Raw genomic sequence first — 18818 nt, forward strand, 5'->3', positions numbered from 1 at the left:
ATTCAGGAAAGCATCCTCAAAATCTCTTTAAGCTTATATCTTATTTTTTCTATTATATCTTCCCTTGAAAATCTTTCACAGGGAATTAATCTATTTCCCAATTTCTGTCTTACACCTTCTACTGTGTATCTATCTTCATAAAGCATCTTTTTTATTAACAAAATAATTTCAATATCTTTTTTAGTATACAATCTTTGTCCAGTCTTTGTCTTCTTAGGCTTTAAAAAAGGAAATTCTGTTTCCCAATATCTTAAAACATAAGGCTCTACACCAACAATTCTACTTGTCTCGCCAATTTTATAAAAAATTTTAAAAGGTAATTCTTTTTGTAATGCTTCCCCCATTTCAGCTTATGTTTTTCTGAATGGACTGCTTCAACTGTTCACTTGGTCTAAAAGTCACTACCTTTCTGGGCTTGATCTCAACAATCTGCATAGTTTTTGGATTTCTACCTATCCTACTTCCTTTCCTTCTTACTGTAAAAACCCCAAAACCTGATATTTTTACTACCTCTTCTTCCTGTAAAGCCTCCTTCATTGTCTCAAACACTGTTTCCACAATCTTGTGTATCTCTGTTCTCGGCAATCCCACTCTTTCAAAAATAAAATTAACAAGGTCTGCTTTGGTCATTACTGCCTCCTGTCTACTTGTAATTCATTGAATTTTATCCTATTATATTGCAATATTGTCAAGTTATTATAGGTTCTTCTGAAAATCAAAAAACTAAAGAGTTGTTATATTAACCAACAAAAGTGAAATGCTATATTTATTTAAAAGAGCTTAAAAGTTTTATAGAAAAATTTTTCAAAATCGTGTATAATTTAATGATTTTAGGTTTATAATCTCTCACTATGGAAAAAGAACTTCTCAATGAACAGGAAATAGAAAGAATCCTTAACAGGATTACCCACGAAATATTAGAAAGGAACAAGGGAGCTGAAAATATATGTTTGATAGGTATTGTAACAGGTGGTGTATATCTTGCTGAAAGAATCAAAAAAAAGATAGAACAAATAGAAAGTATGAATGTTCCATTAGGAAGCCTTGATATATCTTTTTACAGAGATGATATAAATCTTTCAAAAAAGCGTAAGGCAATAAAACCTACTCATATTCCTTTTAGTATTGATGAAAAGAAGGTCATACTTGTAGATGATGTTCTCTATACAGGGAGGTCAACCAGAGCTGCAATGGATGCATTGATGGATTTTGGAAGACCAGCCGAAATTCAACTTGCTGTTTTAATTGACAGAGGGCACAGAGAATTACCAATAATGGCTAACTATACAGGTAAATACATACCTACCTCAAGAAATGAGAAAATTAAAGTATATCTCAAAGAAATTAAGGGGAAGGATTCAGTAGTTTTGATTACACAATGAAAGACCTTATTGGAATAAAAGAGCTTTCAAGGCAGAATATTGAGGAAATTCTCAATACAGCTAAAGCTTTTAAAGAAGTTCTTAGCAGAGATATCAAAAAAGTTCCTACACTACGTGGAAAAACAGCCATTAATCTTTTCTTTGAACCATCAACAAGAACAAGAACATCCTTTGAACTTGCTGAAAAACGTCTTAGCCTTGATGTGCTTAATTTCTCAATAAGTACAAGCAGTGTTGTAAAAGGAGAAACTCTTTATGATACCCTGAAAACCATTGAGGCATATAATGTTGACTATATTGTAATTAGACATTCCTCTTCAGGAGCAGCCAAGTTTGTTGCAGAACATACGCCTGCTTCTGTCATAAATGCTGGAGATGGCACAAATGAACATCCAACTCAAGCTTTGCTTGATGCTTTCAGTATTCTTGAAGTAAAGGGCAGACTTGATGGGCTTAAAATAGCTATTGTAGGAGATATAATTCATAGTAGAGTTGCTCGTTCAAATCTCTATCTTTTAAGCAAATTTGATACTGATATAAGATTTGTAGGTCCACCTACTCTTCTACCAGAAGATGCACCTGATAATGTGAAAATTTTTTATGACCTAAAAAAAGGTATTAAAGATGCTGATGTAGTAATGCTTCTTAGAATTCAACTTGAAAGGCAAAAAGGTGCTTTTATTCCCTCCTTAAAAGAGTATTTTCATGTTTGGGGGTTGAAGAAAGAAGCATTCTCCTATTTAAAAAATGATGTAATTATAATGCATCCAGGACCTATGAATAGAGGGGTGGAAATTTCAACAGAGGTTGCAGATAGTTCTCGTTCAATAATCCTCAGACAGGTAACAAATGGCATTGCTACAAGAATGGCTGTAATTTATCTTTTAACACCAAAGGAGGCTTAGTTGTTTATAAAAATTTACAATGCATATATAATTGACCCTTTTACAAATAAAGAAGGCATTGCTGACATATTTATTGATGACGGCATTATTTCAAAAGTTAAGTTCAAAAGGAAAATCACACCTATTGCCTTAAGTCTTCAACCTTCAGTCTCTATTTTAGAGATAGATGCGTCTGGACTCTATGTGTTCCCAGGTCTTATAGATATGCATACTCATTTGAGAGAACCTGGATATGAATATAAAGAAACTATTCGCACAGGAACACTCGCTGCAGTAAGAGGCGGATTTACTTCAGTTTGTTGCATGGCAAATACAAATCCTGTAAATGACAACCCTGAGGTCACATATTACATTCTTGCAAAAGCCAAAGAAGAAGGTAGTTGCGATGTATATCCAATAGGAGCTATTACAAAAGGGCTTAAAGGTGAGGAACTTTCAGAAATGGCAATGTTAAGGGAAGCAGGATGTGTTGCCTTTTCAGATGATGGAATGCCAGTTATGAATTCTCTAATTATGAGAAGAGCCCTTGAGTATTCAAAAGCAGTTGGTGCACCGATTATATCCCATTGTGAAGATCTCTCATTAAGCGAAGATGGAGTAATGAATGAAGGGAAGCTCTCTTTCTATCTTGGCTTAAAAGGAATTCCTAAAGCATCAGAAGAAGTAATGGTTTCAAGAGATGTGATACTGAGTAAACATTTTAAAACATCCGTTCATATTGCCCATGTATCAACAAAAGGTTCAGTAGAAATAATAAAAAAAGCAAAGGAAGAAGGAGTATCTGTCACAGCTGAAACTTGTCCACACTATTTTACACTTACAGAAGAAGCGGTTTCAGGCTATAACACAAATGCGAAGGTAAATCCTCCTTTGCGATCTGAAGAAGACCGTGAAGCTATCAAAAATGCTTTGAGCGATGGAATAATTGATGTTATTGCGACAGATCACGCGCCCCACCACATTGATGAGAAAAAAGTTCCGTTTCAGGAAGCTCTAAATGGAATTTCAGGACTTGAAACAGCCTTTGCCATTAGTCTTAAACTTGTGCATGATAAAATCTTAAATTTAAGGAAACTCATTGAAAAATTAACACTTAATCCTTCAAAAATACTAAACCTCAAAAAAGAGGGAATAAAAGAAGGTGCTCAGGGTGACTTAATTCTTGTGGATATAAATAAAAATTGGACAGTAAAAAAAGATAAATTTGTATCACTTGGTAAAAATACACCTTTTGATGGCTGGAAACTAAAAGGAAAAGTCTTATTTACAGTTAAAGGTAAGAAAATTTTTGATATGAGGGATCAGTAATGAAAAAAGCTATTTTAGTTCTTAAAGACGGAACTGTCTTTGAAGGTTTTTCCTTTGGAGCAGAAGGAGAGTCCATAGGAGAAGTAGTATTTAATACCTCAATTACTGGATATCAGGAAATATTGACAGACCCTTCATATAAGGGACAAATTGTTGTTATGACCTATACACAGATGGGAAACTATGGAGTAAATGAAGAAGATGTTGAATCTTTCGGCGGACCCAAGGTAGAAGGATTCATTGTAAAGGAATATAAAAACTATCCAAGCAATTGGCGATCAAAAGGAAGTCTCGGAGATTATCTAAAAAATTATGGAATTGTTGGCATACATGGTATTGACACCCGTGCACTTACAAAACATTTAAGAGATAAGGGAGCTCAGATGGGAATTATTTCTACCTTAAACCATGACCCTGTAAGTTTACATAAAAAAGTTCTTGCCCATCCAGATATTTCAGAGATAGATCATGTGAGCGATATGATGTGTAAGGAGCCTTATTGGTATCACAATGGAAAAGATTTACCACTATGCATAGTCTATGACTATGGTGTTAAATTAAACATTTTAAGAAATCTTAAAAGAGTCGGATTTTCAGTCTATGTTGTTCCTGGCAAAACACCCGCTGAGAGTTTGCTTGAGATGAATCCTTCGTGTATAATGCTTAGTAATGGTCCTGGTGACCCTCAGATTTTAAATTATGCAGTGAAAAACATTAAAAAGCTTATTGGTAAAAAACCTCTTTTTGGAATATGTCTTGGGCATCAACTCTTAGGACTTGCCTTAGGAGGAAAAACATATAAACTTAAATTTGGACATCACGGAGGTAATCATCCTGTTAAGGACTTAAAAACAGGAAGGATTTCAATTACAGCACAGAACCATAACTATTGTGTTGATATTTCATCTCTTAAAGGACAAGTAAGGCTTACCCATAAAAACCTTTATGATGGAACAGAAGAAGGAATGGAACATGTAGAGTATCCAATTTTTTCAGTTCAACATCATCCAGAGGCAGGACCAGGTCCTAATGATGCTTTAGATGTTTTTGAGAGATTTAGAGAAATTGTTAGGGAATATGAAAATGTTTGATCTTTCTATTAACTTAAAGCGCTGAAATAACGAAAAGGTTGGAGGTAGTTGAATGGCTATAACTTACGATGAAGTATGGATATCTACAATGAGAGAGATAAATATCTGCAAGGATTACATTAGGAATTATGAAAAAAAGATTCTGTCTCTTGAGAAGGAGCTTGGAATCAAGGCTTCTCAATTGAATGAGGATATGTTGAAAGATAAAAAAATAAGAAAACTTTATGAGACTAAACTTGCCCTTGAAAGAGAACAAGAAAGACTTAAAGGATTGGAGGAACTTTTAAAATAGTATGCCAAAGAGAACTGATATTAAAAAAATACTCATTATAGGCTCAGGACCCATAATTATTGGTCAGGCTTGTGAGTTTGACTATTCAGGAGCACAGGCTTGTAAAGCTTTAAAACAGGAAGGTTACCAGGTTGTTTTAGTCAATTCTAATCCCGCCACTATCATGACAGATCCATCAATGGCAGATAGTACTTATATTGAACCTCTAACTGCAGAGATTCTTGAACTTATCATAAAAAAAGAAAGACCAGATGCGCTACTTCCTACACTTGGTGGACAGACTGCTTTAAATCTTGCTGTCCAGCTCGGTGAGGCAGGTATTCTTGATAGGTACTCCGTTGAACTTATTGGAGCGAACCTCCACGCTATAAAAAAAGCGGAAGATAGAGAGCTTTTTAAACAGGCAATGACAAAAATAGGACTTGAAGTCCCTCGTTCAGCTGCAGTTCATAGTCTAAAAGAAGGACTTGAAGCAATTGATTATATTGGCTTTCCTGCGATTCTGAGACCTGCCTTTACCTTAGGAGGAACAGGAGGGGGTGTAGCATATAACATTGAAGAATTTAAAGAACTTCTTGAAAGAGGACTTAAACTAAGCCCTGTAAGTCAAGTTCTTATAGAAGAAAGTCTTCTTGGATGGAAAGAGTTTGAGCTTGAAGTAATGAGAGATAAATCAGACAATGTTGTTATTGTTTGTTCAATTGAAAATTTTGATCCTATGGGTGTTCATACAGGAGACTCTATTACAGTTGCACCAGTTCAAACTCTTACAGACAGAGAATATCAAATTATGCGTGATAACGCAATCAAAGCAATCAGAGAAATTGGTGTTGATACAGGTGGAAGTAACATTCAGTTTGCTGTAAATCCTAAAAATGGACGTATGGTTATAATAGAAATGAATCCAAGAGTATCCAGAAGTTCAGCTTTAGCAAGTAAAGCTACAGGATTTCCTATAGCAAAGATAGCTGCAAAACTTGCTGTTGGATACACCCTTGAAGAGATTCCTAATGACATAACAAAGGTAACACCTGCAAGTTTTGAACCCACTCTTGATTATGTTGTGATTAAAATTCCTCGTTTCACTTTTGAGAAATTTCCTGAAGCTAATCCAATTCTTACCACTCAAATGAAGTCTGTGGGAGAGGTTATGGCTATAGGAAGAACTTTCAAAGAAGCTCTTGGTAAGGCAATTCGTTCTCTTGAGATAGGTTCTTACGGACTTGAAGAAATCAATGCAAGCGAAGATGACATAAGATGGCATATTAAAAATCCAACTGCTGAAAGACTTTGGTATATTGCGGAAGCGTTCCGTAAAGGTTTCACTATAGAAGAAATATATGAATTAAGCGGGATAGACCCATGGTTTTTAAATAATATAAAAGAAATTATTGAAATTGAGGAAAATCTCAGATTTGCACAAAACTTAAAACTAAAAGACAAAGAACTTAAAGAAATTATTTTCAATGCAAAACAGAATGGCTTTTCAGACAGAAGAATTGGTATTCTTCTTAAGAAAAAAGAGGAAGAAATAAGAAGTCTAAGGAACAAGTTAAATATTAAGCCTGTCTATAAACTTGTTGATACATGTGCAGCTGAATTTATTGCCTACACTCCTTATATGTATTCTTGCTATGAAAGGGAATTCTATGTGTTGGAAGGTTCTTCTTTGTTTCAGAATGAAAAATCAGATATTAAAACTTCAGCCTTAAGCCTTCAGCCTAAACCCTGTTGGGACTCTGATGCTCCACCTACTGAAAATAAAAATAAGGTTATTATTCTTGGCTCTGGACCAAACAGAATAGGTCAAGGAATTGAGTTTGATTATTGTTGTGTGCATTCAGTCTTTGGTTTGAGAGAACTTGGCTATGAAACAATCATGATAAACTGTAATCCTGAAACAGTAAGTACAGATTATGACACATCAGACAGACTATATTTTGAACCACTTACCCTTGAAGATGTCTTACACATTGTAGAAAGAGAAAAGCCTCTTGGAGTGATACTGCAGTTTGGAGGACAAACACCTCTAAAACTTGCAAAAGCTTTGGAGTCTCATGGAGTAAACATTCTTGGGACCAGTGCAGATGCTATTGACAGAGCAGAAGACAGAAAACGATTCAAAGAATTAGTAGACAAGCTAAACCTGAAACAGCCTCCAAGCGAAACAGCCACATCACTTGAAGAAGCATTGAAAATAGCTGATACTCTTGGCTATCCAATTCTTGTAAGACCTTCCTATGTTCTTGGTGGAAGGGCTATGGAGATTGTTTACGATGAAGAATCTTTGCGTAGATATATGAGAGAGGCAGTCAAAGCCTCTGAAGACCATCCTGTGCTAATTGACAGATATCTTGAGGATGCGATAGAAGTTGATGTTGATGCAATCTCTGATGGTGCAGATGTAGTTGTTGCGGGTATCATGCAGCATATTGAGGAAGCAGGAATTCATTCAGGAGACTCCGCTTGTTCTTTACCACCCTATTCCCTTTCACAGGAAATAATTCAAAAAATTAAGGAAGAAACAATATCAATTGCGAAAGAGCTTAAAGTTAAAGGACTGATGAATGTTCAATATGCTGTAAAAGACTCTGAGATTTATGTTCTTGAGGTAAATCCTCGTGCATCAAGAACCATTCCCTATGTTAGTAAAAGCATAGGAGTACCTTTAGCTCAGATGGCATCAAAGATTATGGTAGGAAAAACTTTAAAAGAACTTGGATTAACAAATAACATAAAACTACCATATGTTACAGTTAAAGAAGCCATCTTCCCGTTTGATAAATTTCCTGAAGTAGATGTGATACTTGGTCCAGAAATGAAATCAACAGGTGAAGTAATGGGCATAGATGAAGATTTTGGGCTTGCCTATGCTAAAGCACAAATGAGTGCAATGGGTAAAATTCCATTAAGTGGAAAGGTTTTTATAAGTGTGAAAGATAAAGACAAAGCCCATGTGTTTCCAATTGCAAAAGAGTTTATAGACCTTGGATTTACGATTATAGCTACACGTGGAACTGCAAAATATTTAATAGAACATGGCTTAAATGTAGAAATAGTTAACAAACTTCAGGAAGGAAGACCAAATGTCCTTGATTTAATCAAAAATAAACAGGTTAGCTTTATAATAAATACAGTATTTGGCAAAAGAGCGCAAAGAGACTCCATGTACATAAGAAGAGGAGCATTGCATTACAAAATTCCTTACACAACAACTATTTCAGGAGCAAATGCTATTGTTAAGGCTATAAGAAGACTAAAAGAAATACCTTTAAAAATTAAATCTATTCAAGAATACCATAGGGAGGTGTCAGGGTGATAAAAAGAGCATTAATAAGTGTATCGGATAAAAGAGGTTTGGTGGATTTTGCAAAAGAGCTTGATAAATTGGGTGTTGAGATTCTTTCAACAGGTGGAACTGCAAAAACATTAAGAGATTCAGGAATTAAGGTAATAGATGTATCCCAGTATACGGGTTTCCCTGAAATTATGGATGGTAGAGTAAAAACTCTTCATCCTCTAATACATGGAGGAATTCTTGCAAGAAGGGATAATAAAGAGGATATTGAGGCAATGGAAAGACTTGGAATAAAACCTATTGACATGGTGGTAGTTAATCTCTATCCCTTTGAGTCTGTTGCAAAAAAACATTTATCTCAAATTCTTCAACCTTCAGACCTCAACCTTCAGGCTTTCTTAGAAGAAGCTATTGAAAACATTGATATTGGTGGACCTACACTTTTAAGAGCCTCGGCAAAAAACTATAAAGATGTAATTGTAATTGTTGATCCTGATGATTATTCTTCTATAATTGAAGATATTAAGAAAGGTAGCGTATCCATTGAAAAAAAATTTGAACTCGCAAAAAAAGTTTTTTCTCATACCGCAAGATATGATGCATTAATTGCAGATTATTTTGAAAAAATCAGTCCTTCAGGCTTTAAAAAAGATTGGACATTGCCTTTAAAGATGACAAGAACACTGAGATATGGAGAAAATCCTCATCAGAAAGCAGCACTTTATGCTCTCAATGAAAGCCCTTCTTTAATAGATGCAGATGTGCTTCAAGGAAAAGAGATGTCCTTCAACAACTATCTTGATACCCACTCTGCTGTTCTTCTGGCAACTGAATTCAGCGAGCCTGTATGCGTAATTGTAAAACACAATAATCCATGCGGGGTTGCCATAGGAGAAAATATTCATACTGCCTATAAAAAAGCCTTTGAATGTGATCCTGTAAGCGCATTCGGTGGAATAATTGCATTTAACAGAGTTGTTGATAAAGAAACAGCTTCGGAGATTATCAATACTTTTTATGAAGTAATTGTCGCACCAGATTTTGACAAAGATGCACTTGAGGTTTTTGAAACAAAGAAAAATCTCAGACTGTTGAGATTCCCCTCTCTATCTGATAAAATTCAACCGTCAGGATTTGATCTGAAAAGAATTCTTGGAGGGTTTATAGTGCAGGAGTGGGATAAGGTTGATAATGAATTTTCTCAAGCAAAAGTGGTAACCAAAAGACAACCAACAGATGAGGAATGGAAGGCTTTGAAGTTTGCATGGAAGGTTTGCAAACATATAAAATCAAATGCCGTAGTTTATGCTAAAGAAGACAGAACAGTAGGACTTGGCATTGGTCAAACAAGCAGAGTATTTTCAGCAAAAATAGGTGCAATGCATGCATTAAGTTCGCTAAAGGGCACTGTTGTAGCATCTGATGGATTTTTCCCATTCAGAGATAACATTGATGTTCTTGCTCAAAATGGAGTGACTTCTATTATTCAGCCAGGTGGTTCTGTTAGGGACCAGGAAGTAATAGATGCGGCAAATCAGTATAATATAGCTATGGTATTTACAGGAATAAGGCATTTCAGACATTAAAATGAGACCATTTAAAGAAATAAAGGCAAATTATTATTTTACAAAAGAAGATGAAGCAAGACTTATAGAGCTTAAACCTCTTATGGAAAAAAGAGCTGAGAAAGTAGTAGGAGCTCTTTATCAATGGATCATTCAAACAGAGTCGGCAAAAAGAGTTTTTAAGAACGAATCATTAATAAAGCATGTAATGAGACTTGTAAGAACATGGTTTATAGCTCTTTTTTCAGGTAAATATGATAACTACTTTTATGATTTTCTTATTAGAATTGGGCAAAGACATGAAAGAGTCGGAGTTGACCCTCATTTTATGACAAGAGCAATAAATATTATAAGAAATGCTTGTGTTGACATACTTTGCGAGGAAATAGAAAAAGACAGAGAAAAATATATAATTTCCATAAATAAAATACTTGATATAAATCTTGATATTATAACCTCCTCCTATCTTGAGGAAGAAATAAAAGGTTATTCCCCAGCCTATAGAATAAAAATCCAACTTGTAAGATACGGTGAAATATTTTCTCAGCTTGTAAGCCTTGTCCTTATAGTTGGATTAAGCATTCTTACTTTTGCTGTAATTTATCTTTGCGGAAAAGATATATATGAAATATTATCAGGTAAACTTGAACAGACAATTGTAACTGCCCTTGGTTCAGTACTTATTCTGTGGGTTATGCTTGAACTTTTAAATACTGAGATTGCCCATCTTAAGGGAGGAAAATTCAGAATAAGCGTTTTTGTTGGAGTTGCTCTTGTTACTGTAATAAGAGAGACTATGATAGCAACACTAAAACATGAAACAATTGATTTTATAATCTCACTTATAGCTGCCATTCTCATAATTGGTATAGTATACTGGTTGGTTAAAAGAACAGAGGAGGAAAAAAGATGAAAGTTCTTGTTATAGGTTCAGGAGGAAGAGAACATGCTATTGTATGGAAACTTGCTCAATCAAAAGTGGTAGACAAAATTTATTGTGCTCCTGGAAATGCAGGAATTTCTGAAATTGCTGAATGTGTAGAAGTTGAAAGCAAGAATTTCTCTGCTCTTTTAGACTTTGTAAAATACGAATGGATTGATCTCACAGTTGTAGGACCGGAAGAGCCTCTTGCTAAAGGAATTGCTGATATATTTCAGAAAGAGGGAAGAAAAATAATAGGTCCTACAAAAGCTGGGGCACAAATTGAAAGCAGTAAAGTATTTGCAAAGGATTTCATGAAAAGACATAAAATTCCGACATCAGAATATAAAGTTTTCACATCTTATACACATGCAGAAGAATATATCAGGTTAAAAGGAACACCCATTGTAATCAAAGCAGATGGACTTGCTGCAGGCAAAGGAGTTTTTGTGTGCCAAAGTTATGACGAAGCGGTTGATGCTCTAAAACTAATTATGAAAGAAAAAGCTTTTGGCTCTGCTGGAGACAGAGTTGTAATTGAAGAGTGTCTTCAAGGTAAAGAAGTTTCCTATCTTGTTTTTACTGATGGCAAAACCATTATACCAATGGTTACATCTAAGGATCATAAAAGACTTTTAGATAACGATGAAGGTCCAAATACTGGCGGCATGGGAACATTCAGCCCTAACCCAATAATTACTCCAGAACTTGAATATGAAATTCTTGAAACTGTAATAAAGCCAACTATTAAAGGATTAAAGCAAGAAGGAATAGTTTACAAAGGAATTCTCTATGCAGGGCTTATGATTATTAACAACAAGCCCTATGTGCTTGAATTTAACTGTAGATTTGGAGATCCTGAAACTCAGGTAATTCTTCCAAGACTTGAAACTGATATTATGGACATCTTTATGGCAATAGCAGAACAAAAATTAAATAAAGTAGATGTGAAATGGAAAAATGAAGCCTCTTTATGTGTTATTCTGGCATCAGAGGGATATCCAGGAAAGTATAAAAAAGGGATACCTATTTATGGACTCGAAATGTTCAAAGGATTAAAGGATATTACAGTATTTCATGCAGGCACTAAATTTGATGATGATGGAAAAATTGTAACTAACGGCGGAAGAGTTTTAGGAATAACGGCTTTGGGCAAAGATATAAAAGAAGCAAGGCAAAAAGCATACTCTGCTGTTGAGTTTATAAAATTTGAAGGAATGCAATATAGAAAAGACATTGGATTGAATCTTTAAAATTCTTTTAAAATAAAATATTGCGAGAGTGGCGGAATGGCAGACGCGCTGGACTTAGAATCCAGTGGGGAGACCCGTGAGGGTTCAAATCCCTCCTCTCGCATTTGAGTTTTCTTTCAGGATTTCAAAAACAGGGAAATATATTTCAAAAGTTGTGCCTTTTTGCAGTTCACTATAGACATTTATATAGCCATTATGTTGTTGGACTATATTGTATACAACCGATAAACCAAGTCCTGTTCCTTTATCTCCCTTTGTTGTAAAAAATGGTTCAAATATTCTCTGTTTGACCTCTTCATCCATACCATGACCTGTATCACTAATTGAAAGTAGCACATACCTACCTGGTTTACCATAGCCATGTGTATTAACGAATGTTTCATCAATTTCTATTAATGATGTTGATATCTTTAAAATCCCACCTTCTGGCATAGCGTCTTTCGCATTAGTTACAAGATTCATTATTACCTGTTCAATCAAGTTTTTATCAGCAAAAATTTGAATAGTGCCAACATTTAAATCTGTTATTATTTTAATATCCTTTCGCAGAATAGGATGAATAAATTCTAAAAAATCTTTCAGTAAATCATCCAAATACAAAGGTTTAAATTCAGTAGTATCTTTTCTACTGAAAGAAAGAAGTCTTTTTATAAGCTCTTTTGCTTTCTCTGCGGATGAATGGATATGTTCAACATAAGGATACAAAGGATGATTTGCGCCAAGCTTAGATTCAACTAATCCTGAAAAACCTAAGATTGGAGTCAATAAATTATTAAAGTCATGAGCAATTCCATTGGCTAACAAAGCTGCTGCTTCTATCTTCTGCGCTTGAATTAATTGTTCCTCTGTTTTTTTCTGTTTTGTAACATCTCTGATTAAAACCATAACCTTTGAAACCTTATGATATTCATCAAATATGGGCACAACTCTTATGTTGAAAATTGATCCTGAAAGATAAGTTATAGTTTCCTCTACAAGACAAACATTTTCAAAGGCTTTCTTTACAGGACATACTTCGCAGATAACATTTTTTTTATAAAAAATCTCATAACAGTGCATATTAATTCCTTCATGAATTTTTTTATCCAACAGTTTTTCAACTACTGTATTCATCCATAAAATTTTAAAATCCTGTGAAATAATAACAATACCATCTGGTATTAATTGAATAAAGGAATTGAGCTCACTATAAAGTTCTTTTATTCTTCTCTGAGAGTTTATTAACTTCCACGTGTATCCCTTTATCAAGAAATAAAGTAATAATCCTGTGATAGAAACATAAAACCATCCTTTATAGGTCTGAAATTTGGTCAATTCAGAAACATCTTTGATAAAATATGAAAGTATCGTATCGGAAAATAGTATCCACATACTTCCAATAAACAGATAAATCAAAACTATGCCTGAAATTCCTTTAATTATCACGCTGATAAATTATAGCAAAAAAAATTCACGCTCATTCAAATTTTTTTATAATTTCAGAAAACTTTAAGTAAAATTTACAAAACATAACGTTTCTTTAACAAAATAAACGGAAATGGAGCGAGAACAAATAGATAAATAACAATCACTATTAAATCATAAATAAAACTATATGGAATCTTCCCATAGCAAAATGCCCTTGAAATATTTACAAGATGCATCAAGGGATTTGCCTGAGATAGTTTAATTACAATCTCAGGCATGTCTTCAAGAGGGAAAAAAATTCCTGAAAATAAAAAAAGAGGAGTCAGAATAAGAGTATAAAAGTAATTAAACGAATCAATTCCTGGAACTATAGCTGTTGCAATTAAAGATAAACTGGCAAATATTAAGCCACACATAAGAATTAATGGAATAAGAAAAACTACATAAGAAGATTTGACCAGTCCAAACAATGAAATAACAAGAATTATAACAGTACCATAAATCAGGCTTTTTGTTGCTCCCCATAGGAGTTCTCCAAGTATAAGTTCATTAAAAGTTATTGGAGTTGCTAAGATTGCGTCAAATGTTTTTTGATAAACCATTCTAACATAAGTTCCGTAAGTGCATTCATAACAAGCAGCAAACATGGCTGAAGACATTATAATTCCAGGAGCAATAAACTCAATATATGTCATTCCATTTATCTCTTTTATAAATCCTCCAAGCCCGTAACCAAGAGCGATTAAATAAAGCATAGGTTCAAAAAAATTAAGTGTAAGACTTGAACGATAAAGTTTTTTATAAACTGTTGCATTCCTTTGCCATACCCTAAATGCTCTTTTAAAGTCCATTTTATCCCTCAGTCATATTTAAATAAACATGCTCAAGATTTCCACCAAATTTAATTGAAAGGTTCTGGGGAGTATCAATAATCAATATTTTACCTTTGTCCATAATTGCAAGCCTGTCACAGAGTTTTTCAGCTTCTTCCATGTAATGAGTTGTAAGGATAAGTGTTTTACCAGAATGCTTTAAAACTTCAATTTTATCCCATATCTGTCTTCTGCTACGAGGGTCAAGACCTGTTGTGGGTTCATCAAGAATTATTATGTCTGGGTCATTTATTAAACCTCTTGCAAATATAAGCTTTCTTTGCATCCCTCCTGAAAGTTTCCTAACATTGATTTTGCTCCATTCCTCAAGTTTTACAAATTTAAGAAGTTCCTTGGCTCTTCTAATAGCTTCGTTCTTAGATATATCAAAGTATCTTGCATAAACGATCAGATTTTCAAGGACATTGAGATCAGGGTCAAGATTGTTGTCCTGAGGAATAACTCCAATTCTTCTTTTAAGTTTTGGAAGGGTTTTTTCGTCTATTTTTATACCAAATATTTTTATCTCCCCTTCAGACAGAGTAATAAACCCGTAAATCATTCCCATTATTGTTGTTTTTCCAGCACCATTTGGACCAAGAAATCCGAAGCATTCACCTTCTTTTATCTCAAAATTGGCTGAATCAAGGGCTTTAAATTTTTTGTAATATTTTGTTAAATTTTTTCCTACAACTACATCCACAATTTTTAGTATAATATTTTTTATGAAGTTGACTAAAATATTAATATTTTTAACACTGCTTATTATGCCGATAAATCTGCAAGCAGAGGTATCTCTTAAGCAATGCAATGAGGCAGATATAAAGGGAGTCTTTAACTTAATTATTTACTCAAATTCATTTATAAATGATCCTGAAACATTCATCATTCTTGATAAAGTTGATGATAAAATCAAAATAGTTCCCTATGCACCAGCTTTTAAATACAGAATAATTGAAAATTTGAATGAAAAAGAAGCACTAAAAATTGTAAATGAGATTTTAAGGAACCCTTCATTTGTTAGTTCTATAAAATGTTCTGTGATAGATGAGGGAGAAAATATTCTGGGTTACGAGCTAAAACCATTATATTTTCCATGGATATTTGGAATTTTAGAGCCTGTTGAAACTGTTTATAAAAAAGAGGGCAATTCCATTATTATTTTTATAAGACTTAATCCTATGGTGGAAAGGCAGCTTAATTCTGGAGGAGATTCAAATAAAGAGGATTAGGTTCTAACAAACTCACCGCTTTTACCTCCTGCTTTATAAACAAGCTTTATATCTCCAATTATCATTTCTTTATCAACAGCCTTGCACATGTCATATACTGTAAGAGATGCCAAAGATGTTGCAACCATTGCTTCCATTTCAACTCCTGTTTGAGCAGTTGTCTTTACAGTAGTTTTTATTTTTACCTGAGAGTTATCTTCATCTGGTTCAAAATCAATTTCAATAGACGTAATTGGAAGAGGATGGCAAAGTGGAATAAGATGAGGTGTCATTTTTGCAGCCATAATTCCAGCAAGGCGGGCAACCTGAAAAACATCGCCCTTTACAATTTTTTTGTTTAAAATCATTTTCAAAGTTTCTGGTTTCATTTTTACAATACCTTCAGCAATAGCAATCCTTTCTGTTACAGGTTTGCCTGTAACATCAACCATCCTTGCCTGTCCTTTTTCATCAAAATGAGTAAACATTTTCTTGAAAACCTCCTTAGACATCAAAATTATCTTTCCTGTTCTGTTGGTCTTATAAGCAATTCATTTATAGAAACATGCTCAGGTTGAGTTACAACATAGTATATTGCCTCTGCAACATCTTCAGCCTTTAAAGCTTTCATTGCACCCCTACTTTTTATCCATTCTTCAGGCATATTTTCGCCCCACTGTGTTGCCACGACTCCTGGCTCTATTACTGTAACACGGATATTGTATTTTATCAATTCTTTGCGAATTGATTCAGAAAATCCTACAACTGCCCATTTTGTAGCACAGTAAACTGACCATCCTGGAATTCCAACCCTTCCAGCTACTGAAGAAATATTAACAATATGACCACTTCTTTGCAAAATCATCATTTTTGCAGCTAAATGGGTACAGTGAATAAGTCCTGTAAGATTTAAATCAATAACCTCTTTCCACTCTTTTGATGAACCGTTCTCAATATAGTTAAAAATTCCTCTTCCTGCATTATTAACTAAAATATCAAGTTTACCAAAATGAGATTTCAATGTTTCAAATACTCTTTCAACTTCGTCAGTTTTGGAAATGTCAGCAGGTATACTTAAAACATTCACGCCAAACTGCTTTTTAATTTTCTCCGCAATGCTGTTTAATAATTCTTCAGACCTTGATACAAGAGCAAGTTGAGCTCCTTGATTTGCGAATTTCTGAGCAGTTGCTAATCCTATACCTTTTGATGCACCTGTTATAAGTGCAATCTTTCCTTTAATGGACTGCACCAGCATTTCCTCCTTTCTTTTTATAAATCGGCTTACGGAAAAACATGATGGTCACAATCATTGAAATCATTGCAATACTTAAAATCCAGAATGCTTCATTAAAAGCTATTGTCTGAGCCTGCCTTATAAGTTCTCTGTATATCGGGTTTTCTGGTGGAAGAAATGTCCTTATAGATAAATATTCATTTAATTTTTCAATTATAATCTGATAAGGAATGTCATAGGGAGTAAGATTTTCTACAAGTCTTGCCTGATGAAACTGTGTTCTCTGCGATACAATCGTTGTAACTATCGCTGTGCCAACAGAGCCTCCAATGTTTCTTATAACACCATTTAATGGAGTAGCGTCCTGCATTTTTTCTTTTGGAATATACGCTACTGTCATTGCCGCTAAAGGAGTTATAACAAAAGCCATACCAAGAGCTAAAACTGCTCTCGGATAAACAAAATCCCAGAATCCTGCTTGAAGATTAAATAAACTCATAAGATGAGTTGAATATGCACACATTATGATACCGAATGCAAGAGGTATTTTAGGATTTATCCTATCAACTATTTTACCACTTATGGGAAAAGCTATAAACTGAACAATTCCAGCAGGACCAAGAACTAATCCTGCCAAAAATGCTGTGTATCCCATTAAATTCTGAACATAGATTGGTAAGAGAATAATACTTCCAAAAAGATTAACAAAAGTAAAAAACATCACAAGATTACCAAAAAAGAAATTTCTATCTTTAAAAAGCCTGAAATTAACAATTGGATGTTCTGCTCGCTTTAGTTCCCACCATAAAAGAGTTGCAAGGCTTAAAATGCTTATGACAAAAAGAGTTATTATAAACTTTGATTCAAACCAATCTTCCCTCTCGCCCTTATCCAGCATTATTTGAAGACATCCGATACCTAAGGCTAAAAAAATTATTCCCGGATAATCAATGCGTAGTTTTTCTCTCTTTAAATAGTGAGGGTCCTCTATAATAAGATAAGTCATTAAAATAGATATGATTCCAACTGGGATATTTATGTAGTATATCCATCTCCACGAGAAATTATCAGCAATCCATCCTCCAACTATCGGACCAAGTATTGGTGCCATAATTATACCCATTCCATAAATTGCCATTGCTGTGCCATACTTTTCTTTTGGAAATGTCTCAAGAAGTATACTCTGACTTAAAGGCTGTAACCCTCCTCCCCCAATTCCTTGAAGAACTCTGAAAAATATCAAAGATGTAAGACTCCAAGCCATACCACATAAAAAGGAAGAAATTGTAAAAACTGTTATAGAAAAAATTAAATAATTTTTTCTCCCAAAAATCTTGCTCAACCATCCAGCCATTGGAATTACTATGGCATTTGAAACAAGATAAGAAGTAATAATCCATGTTGATTCATCAACTCCTGCTGAAAGACTTCCCTGAATATGTCTCAATGCAACATTATTTATGGTTGTATCAAGAATCTCAATAAAAGTAGGAAGCATTACAGTTAAAACAATCCAGAACCGTTTCATTCAAATATTATATAAAAAATAAAGTGTAAGTTAGCAATAACTTTATTAATAGAGCCTTAAAAATAAAAAAGAGTTCAGGTATTGTCCTGAACTCTTTTTAGCTAAAAAGAAGCAGATAACAGATTAAATTAGTTCATAGAACTTGAAGAAATTAAAACAGTATTAGCTTTTTTGGTCAATCTTGATATTTTTCTGGATGCTGTATTTTTATGAATAATCCCTTTTGATGCAGCTTTGCTGATCACTTTTATTGCCTCATTTAATACTGCTTGAATTGAATCTTTATTATTTTGGGCAATAGTTTCTTCAACTTTTTTTATACATGTCTTTATTTTTGTTTTCCATGCCTGATTTCTTAATCTTCTTTTTGCATCCTGCCTTATTCTTTTTAATACTGATTTACTTCTTTTTTTTACTGTTGATCTTTTAGTTGCCAACTTTATTCCCTCCTATATAAAAGTATTCATTTTTAAGCCTACTCAAAAACTTACAATTTATTGAAAATCAATGAATTACAAATTAATTTAATTTTCAATCACTACAAATA

The 18818-nt window shown here is 33.9% G+C and carries 19 protein-coding genes and 1 tRNA gene; 11 read left to right on the forward strand and 9 right to left on the reverse strand.

Annotated features, from left to right (window positions below; genetic code table 11):
• Positions 1-2: 2 nt before the first annotated feature.
• A complete protein-coding gene (locus FLY87_RS05295) occupies positions 3-344 on the reverse strand; it encodes a MerR family transcriptional regulator (protein ID WP_012546816.1) in 342 nt (113 codons plus the stop codon).
• 1 nt (position 345) lies between these two features.
• Complete coding sequence (locus FLY87_RS05300) at positions 346-630, reverse strand: integration host factor subunit alpha (protein ID WP_012545173.1); 285 nt, start codon at positions 628-630, stop codon at positions 346-348.
• A gap of 221 nt (positions 631-851) precedes the next feature.
• Between FLY87_RS05300 and pyrR the strand changes: the two genes are divergently transcribed.
• From pyrR to FLY87_RS05350, 10 genes are all read left to right on the forward strand, one after another.
• Positions 852-1382 carry a bifunctional pyr operon transcriptional regulator/uracil phosphoribosyltransferase PyrR gene (pyrR, locus tag FLY87_RS05305; RefSeq protein ID WP_012546581.1) on the forward strand — a complete coding sequence of 177 codons (531 nt, stop codon included), beginning with the start codon at positions 852-854 and terminating at the stop codon, positions 1380-1382.
• Positions 1379-2287, forward strand: a complete 909-nt coding sequence (locus tag FLY87_RS05310) for an aspartate carbamoyltransferase catalytic subunit (protein ID WP_012545982.1) — start codon at positions 1379-1381, stop codon at positions 2285-2287. The genes pyrR and FLY87_RS05310 overlap by 4 nt, the downstream gene beginning before the upstream one ends.
• Positions 2288-3595, forward strand: a complete 1308-nt coding sequence (locus tag FLY87_RS05315; protein ID WP_012545202.1) for a dihydroorotase — start codon at positions 2288-2290, stop codon at positions 3593-3595. It abuts the gene before it with no gap.
• On the forward strand, positions 3595-4686 hold the full coding sequence (gene carA / locus FLY87_RS05320; RefSeq protein WP_012545700.1) for a glutamine-hydrolyzing carbamoyl-phosphate synthase small subunit: 1092 nt from the start codon (positions 3595-3597) through the stop codon (positions 4684-4686). Before FLY87_RS05315 ends, carA begins: the two co-directional genes overlap by 1 nt.
• A gap of 52 nt (positions 4687-4738) precedes the next feature.
• Complete coding sequence (locus FLY87_RS05325) at positions 4739-4978, forward strand: hypothetical protein (protein WP_012544959.1); 240 nt, start codon at positions 4739-4741, stop codon at positions 4976-4978.
• A gap of 1 nt (position 4979) precedes the next feature.
• The gene (gene carB / locus FLY87_RS05330) at positions 4980-8297 is read left to right on the forward strand and encodes a carbamoyl-phosphate synthase large subunit (protein ID WP_141266494.1); all 3318 of its coding nucleotides are present in this window, start codon (positions 4980-4982) and stop codon (positions 8295-8297) included.
• On the forward strand, positions 8294-9862 hold the full coding sequence (purH, locus tag FLY87_RS05335) for a bifunctional phosphoribosylaminoimidazolecarboxamide formyltransferase/IMP cyclohydrolase (RefSeq protein WP_012545749.1): 1569 nt from the start codon (positions 8294-8296) through the stop codon (positions 9860-9862). The genes carB and purH overlap by 4 nt, the downstream gene beginning before the upstream one ends.
• Position 9863: 1 nt before the next feature.
• On the forward strand, positions 9864-10754 hold the full coding sequence (locus FLY87_RS05340; protein ID WP_012546656.1) for a protoglobin domain-containing protein: 891 nt from the start codon (positions 9864-9866) through the stop codon (positions 10752-10754).
• Positions 10751-12016 (forward strand): phosphoribosylamine--glycine ligase, encoded by a 1266-nt coding sequence (purD, locus tag FLY87_RS05345; RefSeq protein WP_141266496.1) that lies wholly within the window; start codon positions 10751-10753, stop codon positions 12014-12016. The genes FLY87_RS05340 and purD overlap by 4 nt, the downstream gene beginning before the upstream one ends.
• Positions 12017-12038: 22 nt before the next feature.
• Positions 12039-12119, forward strand: a tRNA-Leu gene (locus FLY87_RS05350).
• Here FLY87_RS05350 and FLY87_RS10145 read toward each other — a convergent pair.
• The 3 genes from FLY87_RS10145 to FLY87_RS05365 all read right to left on the reverse strand — a co-directional run bounded on the left by FLY87_RS10145 (position 12101) and on the right by FLY87_RS05365 (position 14998).
• Entirely contained in the window at positions 12101-13441 is a 1341-nt protein-coding gene (locus FLY87_RS10145) for a nitrogen regulation protein NR(II) (RefSeq protein WP_181405993.1), read from the reverse strand. The two genes, FLY87_RS05350 and FLY87_RS10145, sit on opposite strands and share 19 nt — an antisense overlap.
• Before the next feature lie 74 nt (positions 13442-13515).
• Entirely contained in the window at positions 13516-14274 is a 759-nt protein-coding gene (locus FLY87_RS05360) for an ABC transporter permease (protein WP_012545091.1), read from the reverse strand.
• A 1-nt stretch (position 14275) separates the two neighbouring features.
• The gene (locus tag FLY87_RS05365; protein ID WP_012546224.1) at positions 14276-14998 is read right to left on the reverse strand and encodes an ABC transporter ATP-binding protein; all 723 of its coding nucleotides are present in this window, start codon (positions 14996-14998) and stop codon (positions 14276-14278) included.
• 22 nt (positions 14999-15020) lie between these two features.
• Between FLY87_RS05365 and FLY87_RS05370 the strand changes: the two genes are divergently transcribed.
• Positions 15021-15527 carry a hypothetical protein gene (locus FLY87_RS05370; protein ID WP_164924845.1) on the forward strand — a complete coding sequence of 169 codons (507 nt, stop codon included), beginning with the start codon at positions 15021-15023 and terminating at the stop codon, positions 15525-15527.
• On the opposite strand, the gene moaC is transcribed toward FLY87_RS05370, so the two are convergent.
• From moaC to rpsT, 4 genes are all read right to left on the reverse strand, one after another.
• Complete coding sequence (gene moaC, locus FLY87_RS05375) at positions 15524-15994, reverse strand: cyclic pyranopterin monophosphate synthase MoaC (RefSeq protein WP_012545678.1); 471 nt, start codon at positions 15992-15994, stop codon at positions 15524-15526. The genes FLY87_RS05370 and moaC overlap by 4 nt on opposite strands.
• A 29-nt stretch (positions 15995-16023) precedes the next feature.
• Entirely contained in the window at positions 16024-16764 is a 741-nt protein-coding gene (locus FLY87_RS05380; protein WP_164924846.1) for an SDR family oxidoreductase, read from the reverse strand.
• Positions 16745-18271 (reverse strand): DHA2 family efflux MFS transporter permease subunit, encoded by a 1527-nt coding sequence (locus FLY87_RS05385; RefSeq protein ID WP_012546639.1) that lies wholly within the window; start codon positions 18269-18271, stop codon positions 16745-16747. The genes FLY87_RS05380 and FLY87_RS05385 overlap by 20 nt, the downstream gene beginning before the upstream one ends.
• 128 nt (positions 18272-18399) lie before the next feature.
• On the reverse strand, positions 18400-18708 hold the full coding sequence (gene rpsT / locus FLY87_RS05390; RefSeq protein WP_012545489.1) for a 30S ribosomal protein S20: 309 nt from the start codon (positions 18706-18708) through the stop codon (positions 18400-18402).
• Between the last annotated feature and the right edge of the window lie 110 nt (positions 18709-18818).

It is taken from the genome of Thermodesulfovibrio sp. Kuro-1, assembly GCF_006538445.1.
GTDB classification, from domain to species: Bacteria; Nitrospirota; Thermodesulfovibrionia; order Thermodesulfovibrionales; family Thermodesulfovibrionaceae; genus Thermodesulfovibrio; species Thermodesulfovibrio yellowstonii.

Bases quoted from the DNA above. Each gene is read 5' to 3' on its own strand.
- FLY87_RS05295 (WP_012546816.1), bottom strand. From the start codon at position 344: ATGGGGGAAGCATTACAAAAAGAATTACCTTTTAAAATTTTTTATAAA.
- FLY87_RS05300 (WP_012545173.1), bottom strand. From the start codon at position 630: ATGACCAAAGCAGACCTTGTTAATTTTATTTTTGAAAGAGTGGGATTG.
- pyrR (WP_012546581.1), top strand. From the start codon at position 852: ATGGAAAAAGAACTTCTCAATGAACAGGAAATAGAAAGAATCCTTAAC.
- FLY87_RS05310 (WP_012545982.1), top strand. From the start codon at position 1,379: ATGAAAGACCTTATTGGAATAAAAGAGCTTTCAAGGCAGAATATTGAG.
- carA (WP_012545700.1), top strand. From the start codon at position 3,595: ATGAAAAAAGCTATTTTAGTTCTTAAAGACGGAACTGTCTTTGAAGGT.
- FLY87_RS05325 (WP_012544959.1), top strand. From the start codon at position 4,739: ATGGCTATAACTTACGATGAAGTATGGATATCTACAATGAGAGAGATA.
- carB (WP_141266494.1), top strand. From the start codon at position 4,980: ATGCCAAAGAGAACTGATATTAAAAAAATACTCATTATAGGCTCAGGA.
- FLY87_RS05340 (WP_012546656.1), top strand. From the start codon at position 9,864: ATGAGACCATTTAAAGAAATAAAGGCAAATTATTATTTTACAAAAGAA.
- purD (WP_141266496.1), top strand. From the start codon at position 10,751: ATGAAAGTTCTTGTTATAGGTTCAGGAGGAAGAGAACATGCTATTGTA.
- FLY87_RS05360 (WP_012545091.1), bottom strand. From the start codon at position 14,274: ATGGACTTTAAAAGAGCATTTAGGGTATGGCAAAGGAATGCAACAGTT.
- FLY87_RS05370 (WP_164924845.1), top strand. From the start codon at position 15,021: ATGAAGTTGACTAAAATATTAATATTTTTAACACTGCTTATTATGCCG.
- moaC (WP_012545678.1), bottom strand. From the start codon at position 15,994: ATGTTTACTCATTTTGATGAAAAAGGACAGGCAAGGATGGTTGATGTT.
- FLY87_RS05380 (WP_164924846.1), bottom strand. From the start codon at position 16,764: ATGCTGGTGCAGTCCATTAAAGGAAAGATTGCACTTATAACAGGTGCA.
- FLY87_RS05385 (WP_012546639.1), bottom strand. From the start codon at position 18,271: ATGAAACGGTTCTGGATTGTTTTAACTGTAATGCTTCCTACTTTTATT.